This is a genomic window from Stenotrophomonas sp. ISL-67 (genome assembly GCF_018612915.1).
GTDB lineage: Bacteria > Pseudomonadota > Gammaproteobacteria > Xanthomonadales > Xanthomonadaceae > Stenotrophomonas.
In genome coordinates this window covers 72,141-87,642 of the sequence record NZ_JAGGRL010000010.1, presented here as the reverse complement: position 1 = coordinate 87,642, position 15,502 = coordinate 72,141, and the positions used below count along the sequence as shown (strand labels likewise).

The 15,502-nt window shown below is 67.2% G+C and carries 13 protein-coding genes; 1 reads left to right on the top strand and 12 read right to left on the bottom strand.

The annotated features are described in order from the left end of the window. Positions 1-186 precede the first annotated feature (186 nt). A complete protein-coding gene (locus J7J08_RS11850; protein ID WP_214905660.1) occupies positions 187-3,267 on the top strand; it encodes a TonB-dependent receptor in 3,081 nt (1,026 codons plus the stop codon). A gap of 517 nt (positions 3,268-3,784) precedes the next feature. Here the strand turns inward: J7J08_RS11850 and J7J08_RS11845 are convergent. The 12 genes from J7J08_RS11845 to hisG all read right to left on the bottom strand — a co-directional run bounded on the left by J7J08_RS11845 (position 3,785) and on the right by hisG (position 15,492). Further along, on the bottom strand, positions 3,785-4,522 hold the full coding sequence (locus J7J08_RS11845) for a copper homeostasis protein CutC (protein ID WP_214905658.1): 738 nt from the start codon (positions 4,520-4,522) through the stop codon (positions 3,785-3,787). A 2-nt stretch (positions 4,523-4,524) separates the two neighbouring features. Then, positions 4,525-5,523: a N(4)-(beta-N-acetylglucosaminyl)-L-asparaginase gene (locus J7J08_RS11840; protein WP_214905655.1), complete on the bottom strand. Its 999-nt coding sequence runs from the start codon at positions 5,521-5,523 to the stop codon at positions 4,525-4,527. 20 nt (positions 5,524-5,543) lie between these two features. Further along, complete coding sequence (locus tag J7J08_RS11835; protein ID WP_343237729.1) at positions 5,544-6,548, bottom strand: glucokinase; 1,005 nt, start codon at positions 6,546-6,548, stop codon at positions 5,544-5,546. 184 nt (positions 6,549-6,732) lie between these two features. Then, entirely contained in the window at positions 6,733-8,331 is a 1,599-nt protein-coding gene (locus tag J7J08_RS11830) for a calcineurin-like phosphoesterase family protein (protein ID WP_214905649.1), read from the bottom strand. 89 nt (positions 8,332-8,420) lie between these two features. Continuing rightward, complete coding sequence (gene hisIE, locus J7J08_RS11825; protein WP_214905647.1) at positions 8,421-9,044, bottom strand: bifunctional phosphoribosyl-AMP cyclohydrolase/phosphoribosyl-ATP diphosphatase HisIE; 624 nt, start codon at positions 9,042-9,044, stop codon at positions 8,421-8,423. Next, positions 9,034-9,810: an imidazole glycerol phosphate synthase subunit HisF gene (hisF, locus tag J7J08_RS11820; protein ID WP_214905644.1), complete on the bottom strand. Its 777-nt coding sequence runs from the start codon at positions 9,808-9,810 to the stop codon at positions 9,034-9,036. The genes hisIE and hisF overlap by 11 nt, the downstream gene beginning before the upstream one ends. Beyond that, complete coding sequence (gene hisA, locus J7J08_RS11815) at positions 9,804-10,538, bottom strand: 1-(5-phosphoribosyl)-5-[(5-phosphoribosylamino)methylideneamino]imidazole-4-carboxamide isomerase (RefSeq protein ID WP_214905642.1); 735 nt, start codon at positions 10,536-10,538, stop codon at positions 9,804-9,806. The genes hisF and hisA overlap by 7 nt, the downstream gene beginning before the upstream one ends. Further along, positions 10,535-11,137, bottom strand: a complete 603-nt coding sequence (hisH, locus tag J7J08_RS11810) for an imidazole glycerol phosphate synthase subunit HisH (RefSeq protein WP_214905640.1) — start codon at positions 11,135-11,137, stop codon at positions 10,535-10,537. Before hisH ends, hisA begins: the two co-directional genes overlap by 4 nt. Next, complete coding sequence (hisB, locus tag J7J08_RS11805) at positions 11,134-12,207, bottom strand: bifunctional histidinol-phosphatase/imidazoleglycerol-phosphate dehydratase HisB (protein WP_214905638.1); 1,074 nt, start codon at positions 12,205-12,207, stop codon at positions 11,134-11,136. Before hisB ends, hisH begins: the two co-directional genes overlap by 4 nt. Continuing rightward, the gene (hisC, locus tag J7J08_RS11800; protein ID WP_214905636.1) at positions 12,204-13,292 is read right to left on the bottom strand and encodes a histidinol-phosphate transaminase; all 1,089 of its coding nucleotides are present in this window, start codon (positions 13,290-13,292) and stop codon (positions 12,204-12,206) included. The genes hisB and hisC overlap by 4 nt, the downstream gene beginning before the upstream one ends. Next, positions 13,289-14,584 (bottom strand): histidinol dehydrogenase, encoded by a 1,296-nt coding sequence (gene hisD / locus J7J08_RS11795; RefSeq protein WP_214905633.1) that lies wholly within the window; start codon positions 14,582-14,584, stop codon positions 13,289-13,291. Before hisD ends, hisC begins: the two co-directional genes overlap by 4 nt. After that, positions 14,581-15,492: an ATP phosphoribosyltransferase gene (gene hisG, locus J7J08_RS11790; protein WP_214905630.1), complete on the bottom strand. Its 912-nt coding sequence runs from the start codon at positions 15,490-15,492 to the stop codon at positions 14,581-14,583. Before hisG ends, hisD begins: the two co-directional genes overlap by 4 nt. Between the last annotated feature and the right edge of the window lie 10 nt (positions 15,493-15,502).

The following is a 15,502-nucleotide window of genomic DNA, read 5'->3' as shown; positions in this document are numbered from 1 at the left end:
GCATGCTTCCCTGGGCTGGCCGTGTTAAAAATTCGCCGCCAACGGTTTAGATCGATCCAACTCCAAACCGTCACACCAGCGGCCAGGGCGAGTTCGGGACCCGTGAAACCCCGGCCCGATTCGGCCTTCGAATTTAGATCGATACAACGTGTCAGCCAAACGATTCAATCCAAGGGAGAGAGTGGAATGAACCAGATGTCCCGCATGCACGGCCGCGACGCGTTGTCGGCCGCCATCACCTTCGCATTGGCCGCCGCCGCTTTCGTGCCGGCGACCGTATTTGCCCAGCAGGCCGCAACCCCGTCCGAGACCCCTTCGGCGACCACGCTCGACAGCGTGCAGGTCACCGGCTACCGCTACGCGATCGAAAAGAGTCTGCAGCAGAAGCGCGACGCCAACGCCGTGGTCGAAGTGATCACCGCCGAAGACGTGGGCAAGTTCCCCGACAAGAACGTGGCCGATTCGCTGCAGCGCGTGCCGGGCGTGGTCATCACCCGCGACGGCGGCGAAGGCAAGAGCGTCAGCGTGCGTGGCCTGGATCCGGACCTGACCCTGACCCTGTTGAACGGCAACTACATTGCCACGTCGGAAACCAACAACGAGGCCAGCCGCTCCTTCAATTACACCCTGCTGCCCTCGAACATGCTGTCCAGCGCCGAGCTGTTCAAGTCGCCGGAAGCGCGCATCGACGAAGGCGGCATCGGCGGCACGGTGATCCTGCATACGCGTCGTCCGCTGGAGATGGAATCCAATTCCGGCTACGTGACCCTGGAAGGCACCTCCTCGGACACCAGCCATGACGTCGATCCGCAGGCGTCGGCGCTCTACTCCTGGCACAGCAAAGACGAGCGCTTCGGCGTGCTGGTCGGCGTGACACAGCAGAAGCGCACCAGCCGCACCATGGAAGCCACCACCGAGAATTTCCAGTGGTACGGCACTGATACCACCGCCCACGATGTCAACGGCAACCCGATGAACCAGGGTGGCGTCAACTACTGGTGGGGCAACTCCGGCTTCAACGACCAGAACGGGCGCAATTACACCGACTTCTTCATGCCCACCTCGGTGAACTTCGCGGTCAAGGAAGAAGAGCGCGAGCGCAAGGGTGGCCAGTTCACCTTCCAGTTCAAGCCGACCGACAACGTCACCTTGACCGCGAACTACTTCCGCTTCGAGCTGGAGGGTGATTACACCCAGAACATGCTGAAGATTCCGGAATGGAACATGGCGCGCTACAACCAGGATGGCAACTGGGCCGGCGGTCGCCTGCTCAATGGCCTGACCATGGACCCGAGCGGCAGCATCGTCACCGGGGCGCAGTTCGAGAAGATTCCGGGCAAGACGTACTACTGCAGCGAAGACGAGGCCGCAGCGGCTGGCCTGCCGCCGGGTGGCTGGGGTCCGGACGACTGCACCATCCCCACCCCGCAGCTGACCGGCGACTACAGTCGTGAAAAGGCGCTGTCGCAGACCGCCGACCTGAGCATCGACTGGGACATCAGCCCGCTGTGGAAAGCCTCGTTCAGCGGCGGCCGCACCTGGTCTGAAGGTGGCCCGACGATGAAATTCCGCATGTCGGCCAAGCCGCGCCGCCGCGTCGATGGCGTGTGGCAGGCCGGCAACCAGTATTCGGCGTGGGACCTGACCGGCACGCCGTCGGCCACGTTCTCGCCCGACCTGCAGCAGCAGCTGATGAATGGCGTCGCGGAAGTGGACACCGGCTCGACCGATTCGTCCTGGATGCAGACCGAGGTCAAGCAGAATCACTTCCAGGCCGACTTCACCAAGCTGTTCGAGACCGGCGTGCTGGATTCGTTCCAGTTCGGCGCCAAGTACAGCGATGGCAAGGTCCACCGTAATACCGGCAACACCTACTGGGTCTGCCCGGGCACCGACCCGGCCGACTATGACAACAACCGCTACCAGGCGGGCTGCGACAACACGGCGGGTATCGCGCAGCCGGGCTTCTTCCTGTCCAATCCGATCAGCGGCATCCGCGGCGGTTTCGACGCCAATGTGTTCCCGGGCATCGATTACCCGGCCTACATCAACTACCTCAACGATCGCTACGGTGGTTCCCACAACCGCACCGAAGAGGACTTCGTCTACAACGTCAACGAAAAGGTATACGCCGGCTACTTCCAGGCCAACTTCCGTACCGAGCGCCTGCGCGGCAACGTGGGCATGCGCGTGGTGCGTACCGAGCAGTTCGCGCAATCCAGCGATGCGATCGAACGCTTCAACGACTACTTCCTGGACAACGCATCCGGCGCGCCGATGTCGTGCAGCGACCCGGCGGCGGCGGCCTTCCCGACCTTTGGTTGCGAAAGCGGCTTCGTCCGCCTGCCTGACAGCCTGGCGCGCGAGAAGTCGTTCGAGCTGATCGGCACGGACAGGACCTACACCGATTTCCTGCCGAGCTTCAACATCGCCTGGGACATCACCGACAACCTGGTGCTGCGTGGCGCGGCATCCAAGGTCATTGCCCGCCCGAGCTACACCAGCATCGCCGCACCGGGTGCGCTGAGCTACTTCAGCGCCGAGTACGTCAATGACCGTCGTGTCGCCGGTGGTGCGCCGCAGGAAGGCTGGCAGGGTCACGGCAGCAACAAGGACCTGGAGCCGTTCAAGGCCACCCAGTTCGACGTGGGCCTGGAGTGGTACTTCACGCCGGGCGCTGTCGCGGGCATCGGCCTGTTCCGCAAGAACGTCGACAACTTCACGGTGCCGGTGGTGCGTGACGTGCAGATGGTGATCGGCGGTGAGTCGGTCACGGTGCAGGATTACGAGACCCAGGCCAACGGCCGCGATGGTGTGTCGCAGGGCGTGGAGCTGTACGGTCAGTACACCTTCGACATGGGCTTTGGCGTGCAGGCCAACTACACCTACAACGACACCAACCTGGCATCGATCGTGCTCGACGGTGAAAGCATCGGTTCGTCGCCGCTGGTCGGCAGCGCCAAGAACCAGGCCAACGTGACGGTGTTCTACGAGAACGAGAAGTTCCTGGCGCGTGCCTCCTACAACCGTCGTGGTGAAGTGGTTGGCGGTCTGAACGGCGGCATGACCGAGTACACCGAGCCGTATGCACAGCTCGACCTCAACGTGGCCTACAACTTCACCGACGCGCTGACCTTTACCGCCTCGGTGTTGAACGCCACCAAGGAGGAACAGCGCATCCACCTCGGCAGCGACACCGATGCCCGCCTGATCTCCAGCCTGTACTCCGGCCGCCAGCTGTACTTCGGCGCGACCTACAAGTTCTAAGCCACCACCCTACCCCGCCTTCGGGCGGGGAAACGCTCCTCCACGGCAACCGCGCTATTACAGGCGGTTGCCGTTTTTTTTGTTTTTGGAATCAGGGTCAGGGCCGAAGCAAAAGCCGTCATTTTCCCGATCACGCACGCAGGGCCGGCGGGTGCGGGGGTACGGAACACGCCGTGAACCCATCCATGGGGGCTCGTAGAAAACATCCATGTTTTCTACGGTCCCGTACCCCCGCACCCGCCGACCCTCTGACGGTTTGTTGGGGGCCATAGAAGATGCAACAGCAACAGCGTGTGTTGATGCGTAGAGCCACGCCCTGCGTGGCTGCATTGCCCAACCGCACACGGAATCCGTCGGGGAGGCAGGCGGGCAGCCCCTGTAGGGACTGTCAAAAACATGGATGTTTTTGCCAAGCCCCCATGGATGGGTTTACGGCGTGTCCCGTAAGGGGTTGCCCGACTGCCTCCCAACTCGTAGTACTGGAAACGCTGCCGTTGCGGTTGCGGTTGCGGTTGCTTTAGAAGCCAAATCCATCCAACGCAGCACGCAACCCAGCCACGGTCTCAGCGTCCGTCTGCGTCCAGTCGTTGTCGAGACCACGCAGGTCTGCATTGCGATAATGCATCCCCGAGGTGCGAACCGCCTTGGCCGACGCATGCAGTTCACGGCACCCGGTGGTTGTCGCGATGCTGGCGATGTTGCCCGGGCCGATACCCGCGCCGGCCATCACGGACAGGCGATCACCTGCCTTCGCGACCAGCTTGGCCAGCATGTCACTGCCCGCTTCCGCGCTGGCCTGACCGCCGGAACTCAGCACGCGCTGGCAGCCCAGCGCGATCACCTGCTCCAGGGCGGCCGCCAGGTCGCGCGCGGCGTCGAAGGCGCGATGGAAGGTCACCCCGAGCGGGCCGGCGGCGGCGATCAGTTCGCGGCACAGCGCGGTGTCGATGCCGCCCTCCGCATCCAGTGCCCCGATCACCACGCCGTCGCAGCCCAGCTGGCGGCACTGCGCGATATCCCGCAGCATGATCTCCGTCTCCAGCGCGTCGTAATGGAAATCGCCAGGGCGTGGCCGGATCAGCACGAAGAGGGGAATCCGCAACTGCTCGCGCGCTACGGCGATGCTTCCGTGCGAAGGGGTGGTGCCGCCTTCGCCGAGGTTGTCGAACAACTCGATGCGGTCCGCGCCGCCCTGCTGGGCCGCCAGGGCAGAGGCAACCGAGTTCGAGGCTATCTCGAGGGTACGACGCGACATGCTCAGGTCTGCTCGCTGGTATAGACCGAGGCCGAATCGCGCAGGTCATCCTGGCGGTCCTTGTCGCACACCGCATAGACGAAGCCGCGATGCAGCGCATACGCGCCCACCTCGCCGTGGCGGTCCATCGCCAGGAAACAGACCTGCAGCGTCCTGCTGGCTTCGGGGCGCTTGCGCACCACCCGCGCGATGGCTTCACGGCAGGCCTCCGCCGGGGAACGGCCCTGGCGCATCAGTTCCACCACCAGGAAGGAGGCCGCGTTGCGGATCATCTCCTCGCCGACGCCCGATGCCGTGGCCGCGCCGACCTCGTTGTCCACGTAAAGACCGGCGCCGATGATGGGGCTGTCGCCCACCCGGCCATGCAGCTTCCAAGCCATGCCGCTGGTGGTGCAGGCACCGGCCAGCTGCCCCTGCGCATCCATGGCGAGGATGCCCAGCGTGTCGTGATTGCTGCTGTCGCCCGGGCGCGTACGCCGCTCTGCATTGATCTCCGGCGTGTACTGCGCCGTCTTCAACCACTCGCGCCACGCCTTCTCGGCCGCCGGCGTCAGCAGTTTTTCGCGTTTGAACCCCTGCTTCAGGGCGAACTGCCGGGCGCCCTCGCCCACCAGCATCACGTGCGGGGTCTGCTCCATCACTTTGCGGGCGACCGATACCGGGTGCAGGATGTCGCTCAGCGCCGCAACTGAACCGCAGCGCCCGTCACCGGCCATGATGCTCGCATCCAGGCTCAGCACGCCGTCGCGATCCGGGTTGCCGCAGCGCCCTACGGTCGGATTGCACAACTCGCTCTCCGCCCAGCGTGCTCCGGTTTCCACCGCGTCCAGCGCGCTGCCGCCGGCCGACAACACGTTCCAGGCGGCCTGGTTGGCACCCACGCCGAAATCCCATGTGGACACCACCCGCGCGCGTCCGTCGGCCTTGGCCTGCCCGCGCGGAAACGCCATGACACCTGCGGCCAGCGCACCGGCCTGGAGGAATTGCCTGCGATCAGTCACTCGTTGTTCTCCCAGAATACTTACGCGGCCGCGCAGCGATGTTCGGCATGCCAAACGGCTGCACCCACCACGCCCAGCTCGCCGTGTTCCACCCGCCACACCGGCACCTGCTCCAGGACCCTGCGCATCACGCCCTTGGCGAGGAAACGCGTGCGGAAATGCCCGTCATCGAGGAAGCGCGCCACGTGGCTGGAGATGCCGCCCGCCAGGTACACCGAGCGCGCCCCGAAGGTCACCGCAAGATCGCCTGCCAGGCTGCCCAGCCAGCCGCAGAACACCTCAAGCGCTTCCACTGCAAGTGCATCCTCGCCCGCGTGCGCCGCAGCGATCAATGCTTCCGGCGTTGGCCACTGCGGGGTTTCGCCGCGGATCGTGCACAGTGCCGGGTAGAGATTCATCAGGCCGCTGCCGGACAGGATGCGCTCATTGTCCACGTGCTCCCAGCGCGCCAGCATCTGCTGCAGCACCTGCAGTTCCAGCGCAGTGCCGGCGCCGAGCGCCGCGTGCCCTGCCTCGCTGGCCAGCACCGCGCGTGCACCGGCCTCGAAGCGCAACGCACCGCCCAGGCCAGTGCCCGGCCCCAGCACCAATGCCGGCCAGCGGCCGCCATCGGCCGGTTCGCCGTTCAAGGCGACCAGTGTGTCCTGCGCCACGTGCGGAATCGCGTAGGCAACGGCTTCGAAATCGTTGATCAGATCGAGCGTGGCCAACCCGGCGTCACGCCGGGTCGCTGCTACCGAGACCGACCATGGCAGGTTGGTGTTGACCAGATGGTCGCCCTCGAGCAACCCCGCGATGGCCACCACGGCAGTGGCGGGCGCGAGATGCTGCGACGCACGGAACGCCGCCAGGATGGCGGCCAGGCTGGCGAAATCGGCGCATGCGTAACGGCGCAGGTTGCGGATGCGGGGCGCTTGGCCGACGACCACGTCTGCCAGTGCCAGGCGTGCATAGGTGCCGCCGACGTCGGCGACGATCAGGGTGTCGCCTTGGGAACCCGGGCGTGGCAGCAGCGCGCTCGACACTTCAGGGTGAACCGGATGGGCGTCCGGAAACGGTATCGCAACGCTCACTCGCAGGCCTTGGGTGGATTCGATTTCATTGCCGGGATTTTCGGTGATCGTGCTGGCTTTGCAAAGCCGTTGATGCCGTACTTGGGCGTACTGGCGCTGGGGCCAGCACCGCCTGGTTGCCAGGCAGGGCCTGGCACTACGGCTTTGCTGCCTGGAGGCGGTAGGTGGTGCTGGCGGTGGCGGTGGGGCCATCGGCGTGGACGGCGCGTACTTCTACCTTGTGGGGGCCGGCGGCCAGATCGGTGGGCAGCGCGCCGCGCCAGAGGTGCGGTGAGGGGGTGGCTTCGGGCGAGCGGTCGAAGCCGCGCAGGCGTTCTGCAGTGTCATCAGCGACGTTTTCGACCAGCAGGCGCGGGTCGGGCTGCTCCACCCGCTTCATGCCCTGCCATGCACCGTCGTCAACGCGGTACTCCACCCGCGTATCTTCCTGGCCCATGAACACGTTGGCGTAGACGCCCCATGCCGGGTAGGCGCCCTTGCGCAGCACCTTCGGTGCGTGCAGCGCGATCTGATAGTCATCCGGCGCGCGCGCCACGTAGTAGCGCAGGCCGTAGTCGCCGCCGGCCTTCACCGACAGCACCGCGTAGCCATTCGGCGTGCCATCGCTCATGGTGGCATCGGGAATGCCGCTGCTGTCCTTCACCCCGGACCAGAACGCGCCACAGGCCGCGCCCACGTTGTACTCATGCAGCGGCTGGCTGCCCTGCCAGCCTTCGGCCGCACCGTGGTAGTAGTGCTGCTGCGTGTGGCTGTGGCCACTGAGCACCAGCACGTGCGGAAAATCCTTGAGCAGTGCGAACAGGCGCGTGCGATCGGCGTGGCGGAAGGTCTCGCGGCCCGGCGCGGCATCGAACAGGGGAATGTGCATGCCCAGCACCAGCAGGCGGTCACGCGGCAGGCCCTTCAGGTAGTTCGCCAGGAAGGTGAACTGGTCCGGGCGCAGGCCGCCCACGTACTTCGGCTTCGCAGTCGGATCGTAGACGACATCATCGAGGAACACGAAGCTGGCGCCGCCCTCTTCCACCGCATAGGTGTCCGGGCCATAGACCGCGCGCCAGCTGTCCAGCGAATGGCGGTCATCACCGGCATCCATGTCCAGGTCGTGGTTGCCCGGCACATGGAACCACGGCACCTGCAGCTGTGCGGTGGCCTTGTTGATCTGGGGATACAGGGACAGATCGTCGTTGACGATGTCGCCCAGCGTGGTGCCCAGCCGCGCCGGATGCTTGCCGATGATCGGCTCGACGATGGCACGCTGGTAGTAGTCCACGTCCTGGCGGCTGGCGGTCTGCGAATCGGTGAAAACCAGCATCTCGAAGCCGGCCCGCGCCGTGTCGGCGTCCTCGACCGGCTCCAGCGCGAAATCCCAATTGCGGGTGTTGCTGCCGGTGGCGGCGATGCCGTCGTACTTCAGCCGTGGCGACCCCTGCGGCGCGTAATGCCGCCAATAGCCGGGCATGCCGTTCTCCGCTGCGGGGAAGCGGAACTCGTCGGGCTTGATCACGAATACCGTCTGGCCCTCGCGGACCGGCAGGCTGTAGCTGCCGTCGGCTGCGGTACGCACGATCTGTTCGCCGTTGGAAACCTGCACCCCCGCCAGGGCCGGGTCGGTTGGGCCGCGCCCGGGTTTCCCGTCGCGCTCCTGGTAGACCTTGCCGGTCACGGTGGCCTCGCTGGACCAGGCAGGTGCGGACATCAACAGCAGGCAGGCCAGCCAGGCAGCAGTGCGGGTCATCGAGGCGTTCCGTTGAAGGTGGGCGATTGTAAAGCCACACATGATCGCCTGCGGCCCGTTTCAACGACGTTAAATGGCGGGCCGCCTGCTCACCCGGCGTGGCGGGCCGCCAGCACGGCGACCGCATCCTGCAGCGACAGCCCGCGGGCGCGCAGCAGCACGGTCAGGTGGAACAGCAGGTCGGCCGATTCGCCAAGCAGTGCACCCTCGTCCTGGACCACGCCGGCCAGCGCGGTTTCCACGCCTTCCTCGCCCACCTTCTGCGCGATCCGGCGCAGGCCCTGTTCGAACAGGCCGGTGGTGTAGCTGTTGGCCGGACGCTGCTGCTCGCGTTCGCGCACCAGCGCGTCGAGACGGCCAAGGAAACTGCCTGGCGCCTGGGCAAAGCAGCTCTCGCTGCCGGTGTGGCAGGTGGGCCCAGCCGGGCGCGCGCTCACCAGAAGGGTGTCGCGGTCGCAGTCCACGCGCACGGCCACCACCGCCAGCACGTTGCCGGATGACTCGCCCTTGGTCCACAGGCGCTGCTTGCTGCGGCTGTAAAAGGTCATGTGCCCGGTCTCCAGGGTCAAGGCCAGCGATTCGGCATTGGCATAACCCAGCATCAGCACCGCCAGCGTATCGGCATCCTGCACCACCACCGGCAGCAGCCCATCGCCCTTGGCCCAGTCCAGCTGTTCCAGCGCCTCGCGCGACGGCAATACTTCAATAGACATCTCGTACCTCGATCTGCTGCGCGCGCAGGAACTGCTTGAGCGCGGGAATGGCAATGGCGCCACTGTGGAACACGCTGGCGGCCAGCGCACCGTCGACATCGGCCTGGTCGAACACATCGGCGAAGTGCTGCATGTCGCCGGCACCGCCGGAGGCGATCAGCGGCACGCTGCACAACGCCCGCGCCTGGCGCAGCTGGGCCACGTCGTAGCCGCGGCGCACGCCGTCGCTGTCCATGCAGTTGAGCACGATCTCGCCAGCGCCACGGCGCTGGGCTTCCGCCAGCCAGTCCAGCGTGCGCATCGGTACTGCCTGGGTCTTGTCGGGGTCACCGCTGAAGCGGCGCACGCGCCACTCGCCATCGGGCTCGCGCACCGAATCGATGCCGACCACCACGCACTGCACACCGAAGGCATCGGCCAGCTCCTCGATCAGCGCTGGGCGGCCCAATGCGGGCGAATTGATGGAGATCTTGTCCGCGCCGGCATACAGTACCCGGCGCGCGGTCTCCACGTCGCTGATGCCGCCCGCCACGCAGAACGGAATGTCGATCAGGCGCGCGATGCGTTCGATCCACCCCACATCCACGGCACGCCCTTCCGGGCTGGCGCCGATGTCGTAGAACACCAGCTCGTCGGCGCCCTGGTCGCGGTAGCGCAGCGCGAGCTCGGCGATGTCGCCCATGTCCACGTGATCGCGGAAGCGCACGCCCTTGACCACGCGACCGTCGCGCACGTCCAGGCAGGGAATCAACCGGCGACTCAGCATGCCAGCGCCTCCTGCAGGGTCATGCGCCCTTCCAGCAGCGCCTTGCCGAGGATCGCGCCACCACACCCGGCGGCCTTCGCTTCGGCCACGTCAGCGGCGCTGCGAACGCCGCCCGACGCCTGCACCGCCACACCGGGCAGCAGCGCGGACAGGTGCCGATACAGGTCGATGTTGGGGCCGGACAGCATGCCGTCGCGGGCGATGTCGGTGCACAGCAGGTGGCGCATGCCGGCCTGCGCGTAACGCTGCGCCAGCACGTCCAACGTCACGTCGGCGGTTTCGGTCCAGCCATGCACCGGCAGCAGCCAGCGGCCGTCGTCGGCCTGGCGCGCGTCGAGTGCGATGGTGAGGCGATCGGCGCCAAATTCCTGCAGCCAGCCGATCACGGTCTCCGGTTCGCGTACCGACACCGAGCCCACCACCACGCGCGCCGCGCCGGCATCCAGCAGCCGCGCCACGTCGTCACGGCGACGGATGCCGCCCCCGGTCTGCACGTTCAGGCCGCTTTCGCTGGCGATGGCGGAGAGCAGCGGGGCGAGGGTGTAGCCGCCGGCGCGCGCGGCGTCCAGGTCGACCAGGTGCATCCAGCTCGCGCCCGCTGCAGCGAACGCGTTCGCGCGCGGCAGCGGATCGTCGCCGTAGGTGGTCTGCTGGGCGTAATCGCCCTGCAGCAGGCGCACCACGCGCCCCTCACGGATGTCCAACGCGGGATAGACGGTGAAACTCATGCGGGTTCGTTCTCGAGGAAGTTGCGCAGGATCCGCGCGCCGGTGGCAGCGGAACGCTCGGGGTGGAACTGCGCGCCGCTGTGGCGACCGCGCTGCACCACCGCCGCGAACAGGCCGCCGTGGTCGCAGGCGGCCACGGTGTGTTCGTTCAAAGGGGCCGCATAGCTGTGCACGAAGTAGGCGCTGGCGCGGTCGGCCACGCCATCCATCAACGCCGCCTGGCGCAGCGGCAGCAGCCGGTTCCAGCCCATGTGCGGCACGCGGATGCCGGTGGCCGGGTGCAGGTGGCGGACCACACCGGGCAGCAGGCCCAGGCATTCCACGTTGCCCTCTTCGGAGTGTTCGAACAGCAACTGCATGCCCAGGCAGATACCCAGCAGCGGCACCTGCAGCTCACGCAGGGGCTGCACCAGGTCCTGCGCATGCAGACGTGCCATGCCGTGCGGTGCAGCGCCCACGCCGGGCAGGATCACCCGCGATGCACCGCGCAGGCCTGCGGCATCGCGCACCAGCTGCACGCGCGCACCCAGCCGTTCCAGTGCATAGCGCACCGAGCCAAGATTGGCACCGCCGGCATCGATGAGGGCAACGTCGGTCACAGTGCCCCCTTGGTGCTGGGCAGCGCGGTGCCCTGGCGCGGCAGTGCCTGGCGCAGTGCGCGGGCCAGTGCCTTGAAACACGCTTCGACCTTGTGGTGGTCGTTGTCGCCGCGCACGCTCAGGTGCAGGTTCAGGCCCGAGGCATCGCACAGCGAACGGAAGAAGTGCGGCACCAGCTCGGTGGGCATGTCCCCCACCCGCTCGCGCTTGAACTCGCCTTCGAACACGAAGTACGGGCGGCCGCTGAAGTCCAGCGCGGCACTGGCCAGGGTCTCGTCCATCGGCAGGGAGAAGCCATAGCGGCCGATGCCGCGCTTGTCGCCCAGTGCTTCGCGCAGGGCCTGGCCCAGGGCCAGCCCGGTGTCTTCGATGGTGTGGTGCTCGTCGATATGCAGGTCGCCTTCAGCCTGCACGCTCAGCGCGAAGCCGCCGTGCTTGCCGATCTGCTCCAGCATGTGGTCGAAGAACGGTAGACCGGTGTGGGTCTGCGGTTCGGCGGTGCGGTCCAGGTCGACCTCGACCCGGATGCGGGTCTCCTTGGTGTTGCGCTGTACGGTGGCGCGGCGTGGGGCATCGGCCAGCTCATGCGCGATGCCGTTCCAGTCCCACTCGCCGCCAAACTGTTCGGTGCGCAGCTGGAAACCACGGATGTTCATGTTCTGCGCGAACTGGATGTCGGTCGGGCGGTCGCCGACCATGCCCGAGCGTGCCCAGTCGATGCTGCGGTCCTGCAGGTACGGCAGCATCATGCCGATGCCCGGCTTGCGCGTGGGCGCGTTGTCGTGCGGCCAGGTGCCGTCGATGAGCACGTCACGGAACACGATGCCCTGGCTGGCAAAGATCTGCAGCATCAGGTTGTTGGGGCCATCGAAGGCGGCCTGCGGGTAGCCCTCGCTGCCCAGACCGTCCTGGTTGCTGACGATCACGAACTGGTAGCCGGCATCGCGCAGCTTCAGCATCGCCGGGATCACATCGCGCACGAAGCGGATCTTCTCGTACGCGTCGATCTGGAAATCGGCAGGTTCTTCGATCAGGGTGCCGTCGCGGTCGACGAACAGGATGGGGGTCATGCGGCGGCCCTCCGGGCGCTGAGTGCCTGCAGCACGCGGTCGTTCTGCTCCGGGCTGCCAAGGGTGATGCGCAGCGCATCGTGCAGTTGCGGGGCGGCGCGCTGGTCGCGCACCACCACGCCAGCGGCCAGCAGCGCGTCGAACGCAGCCTGGGCATCGCTGAAACGGACCAGCAGGTAGTTGCCCTGCGAGGGATACACGCGCGCCACCCCAGGTGCCTGTTGCAGCGCATCTGCCAGACGGGCACGTTCGCGCTTGATCTGATCCACGCGCGCGGCGGTGATCTCGAGCGCGGCTGCGTCCAACGCGGCCAGCGCCAGTGCCGCGCACGGGGCCGGCACCGGATACGGGGCCTGGCAACGGCGCAGCACCTGGATCAACGCCGGGGCGGCGATCAGGCTGCCGATACGCGCTGCAGCCAGCGCGTGCGCCTTGGACAAGGTACGCAGCACTGCCACGTTGTCATGGTCCGCCAGCAAGGTGGTGGCCGAAGGCTGTTCAGCGTACTCGCCGTATGCCTCATCCACCACTACCAGCGCCCTGCCCCGCAGCGCCCGCGCGACGCGTTCGATATCGGCCAGCGCGATCGTGCTGCCAGCCGGGTTCGACGGCGTGCACAGGAACACCAGCTTGGCGTTGCCGGCCAGGGCGGTGGCGATGATGGCGTCGATATCCGCCTCCAGCGCATCGCCAGCGTCACGCAGTGGCACCTCCAGCAGTGGCGCGTTCTGCAGCCGCGCGCACACCGCATACATGCCGAACACCGGCGGGGTGACCAGCACGGCATCCCTGCCCGGCTCGCACAATGCGCGGACCAACAGATCGATGGCTTCATCGCTGCCGCGGCCGATCAGCAACTGCTCGGCCCTGCAGCCATACAGCGCCGCCAGCCGCGCACGCAGCGCTTCGGGCTGCGGTTCGGGATAGCGGCGGGCAGTTCCCTGCGCGTCGACAGGGTTGGCCCAGGCCGCTTCATTGGCGTTGAGCCACACATCCCCCACCAGCGCGCTGCTGCGCGCCGAGGAGTAGCCGGCAAACGCGCGCAGGTCGCTGCGGACCAGATCGAGCACGGTGGCAGCGGTCATGCGGCCGACTCCATGCGCAGCGCCACGGCATTCTCGTGCGCATCCAGCCCTTCGGCACGCGCCAGTACACGGGCGCAGTCGCCGATGGCGGCGATGCCCTGCGCGGTCGCGGACTGCACGCTGATCATGTTCTGGAAGCTGGCCACGCTCACCCCGCTGTACGCGCGCGCGGCACCGGCGGTGGGCAGCACGTGGTTGGTGCCGCTGCAGTAATCGCCCAATGCTTCGGGGGTGTAATCGCCAAGGAACACCGAACCGGCCGCTTCCACCTGCGCCAGCCAGTCGCGCGGTTCGCGCAGCGCCAGGATCAGGTGCTCGGGCGCATAGCGGTTGCTGATCTGGAAGGCCTGCACCAGCGAATCAACCAGGACCAGGCGGGAAGACTGCAGCGCCTGCGCGGCGATGTCGGCACGCGAGAGCTGGGCCAGCTGCACCTGCACCTGCGCTTCCACCCGGGACAGCATGTCGGCATCATCGGTCAGCAGCAGCACCTGCGAATCGGGGCCGTGTTCGGCCTGCGAGAGCAGATCGGCGGCGACGAAGGCGGGATTGGCACCGGCATCGGCAATCACCAGCACTTCGGAAGGGCCGGCGGGCATGTCGATGGCGGCGGCGCCATCCTGGGCGACCTGCTGCTTGGCTTCGGTCACGTAGCTGTTGCCCGGCCCGTACAGCTTGTCGCAGGCAGGCACGCTGAGCGTGCCATAGGCCATCGCCGCAATGGCCTGCGCACCGCCCAGCTTGAAGACGCGGTGCACGCCGGTGAGGCGCGCGGCCACCAGCACCGCCGGATCGGCGCTGCCATCGCGGCGCGGCGGCGTGCACAGCACCACTTCACGGCACCCGGCCAGCTGCGCCGGTACGCCCAGCATCAACGCGGTGGACGGTAGCGGCGCACTGCCCGCCGGCACGTAAAGGCCGACCCGCCCAATCGGGCGCAGCATGCGTTCGCAGCGCACGCCCGGCGCGGTCTCCACCGCATAGCCCTGGCTCATGCCGGCCTTGTGGAACAGACGGATGCGTTCGGCAGCCTCGGTCATCGCCTGGCGCAGCGCTGTGGGCACCGCGCGCTCGGCGGCGGCGAATTCTTCGTCGTTCACTTCGAACGAGGTAGGCGCCACGCCATCGAAGCGCAGGCTGATCTCGCGCAATGCGGCATCGCCATCATCACGCACCGCCGCGATCAACGCGGCCACCAATTCACGGGTACGCGCGGCCACCGCCTGCACCGGGCGCTGCAGCGCCTCGGCCTGGGCGGTGTCGCTCAACTGGGACCATTGCAGACGATTCATGCCAGCGACCGCTCCACGCTCAACACCATCAATCCCTGGGCGCCCGCGCGCTCCAGCTCCTCAAGCCGCTGCCAGGTCAACGCACCGTGGCACATGGTCTGCAAACGCAGGTGGCCGCCATCATCGGGCAGCTGCACCAGCGGGTCCGCGTCGGGCAGCAGGCGGGCCAGCTCGGACACGCGGTCCAGCTCTGCGCGGAACATCAGCAGCTTGCTGTCCTGCACCTTCACCACGCCGTCAAGGCGGCGCAGCAGCATCGCCATCAGGCAGGCGCGGGCATCGTCGGGGGTCTTCACCGGGCCGGCCAGCACCGCTTCGCTTTCCAGCAGCGTTTCCACCGGCTTGAGCTGGTTGGCTGCCAGGGTGGCACCGCTGGACACCAGGTCGCAGATCAGGTCGGCGGTGCCAAGACGGGGGGCGATTTCCACCGAACCGGACAGTTCCACCACCTGCGCGTCCACGCCACGCTCGGCCAGCCAGTTGGCCAGGATGGCCGGGTAGCTGGTGGCGATGCGCTTGCCGGCCAGCTGCTGCACGCCCTGCCAGTCCCATTCCTCGGGCACGGCCAACATCAACCGACACTGGCCGAAGTTCAGGCCGCGCAGCGCCTGGTAGGCATCCGGCAGGCCGATCCGGCGGCGCGCAGCGCCCTGCTCGTCCAGCTCGTTGCGGCCGACGATGCCGAAATCGCACACGCCATCGGCGATCAAACCGGGGATGTCATCATCGCGCACCAGCAGCAGGTCCACCGGCAGCGATTCGCCGTAGCAGAACAGCTTGTCGCGGCTCTGCCGCCAGCTCAGCCCGCAGGCGGTAAGCAGGCTGCGCGCGGGTTCGGCCAGGCGCCCGTTCTTCTGGATGGCAATACGCAGCCGGTCACGGGCCGGGGCGGTCTGGGTTGCACTCATGGGGGAGGTC

Bases quoted from the DNA above. Each gene is read 5' to 3' on its own strand.
- J7J08_RS11850 (WP_214905660.1), top strand. From the start codon at position 187: ATGAACCAGATGTCCCGCATGCACGGCCGCGACGCGTTGTCGGCCGCC.
- J7J08_RS11845 (WP_214905658.1), bottom strand. From the start codon at position 4,522: ATGTCGCGTCGTACCCTCGAGATAGCCTCGAACTCGGTTGCCTCTGCC.
- J7J08_RS11830 (WP_214905649.1), bottom strand. From the start codon at position 8,331: ATGACCCGCACTGCTGCCTGGCTGGCCTGCCTGCTGTTGATGTCCGCA.
- hisIE (WP_214905647.1), bottom strand. From the start codon at position 9,044: ATGTCTATTGAAGTATTGCCGTCGCGCGAGGCGCTGGAACAGCTGGAC.
- hisF (WP_214905644.1), bottom strand. From the start codon at position 9,810: ATGCTGAGTCGCCGGTTGATTCCCTGCCTGGACGTGCGCGACGGTCGC.
- hisA (WP_214905642.1), bottom strand. From the start codon at position 10,538: ATGAGTTTCACCGTCTATCCCGCGTTGGACATCCGTGAGGGGCGCGTG.
- hisB (WP_214905638.1), bottom strand. From the start codon at position 12,207: ATGACCCCCATCCTGTTCGTCGACCGCGACGGCACCCTGATCGAAGAA.
- hisC (WP_214905636.1), bottom strand. From the start codon at position 13,292: ATGACCGCTGCCACCGTGCTCGATCTGGTCCGCAGCGACCTGCGCGCG.
- hisD (WP_214905633.1), bottom strand. From the start codon at position 14,584: ATGAATCGTCTGCAATGGTCCCAGTTGAGCGACACCGCCCAGGCCGAG.
- hisG (WP_214905630.1), bottom strand. From the start codon at position 15,492: ATGAGTGCAACCCAGACCGCCCCGGCCCGTGACCGGCTGCGTATTGCC.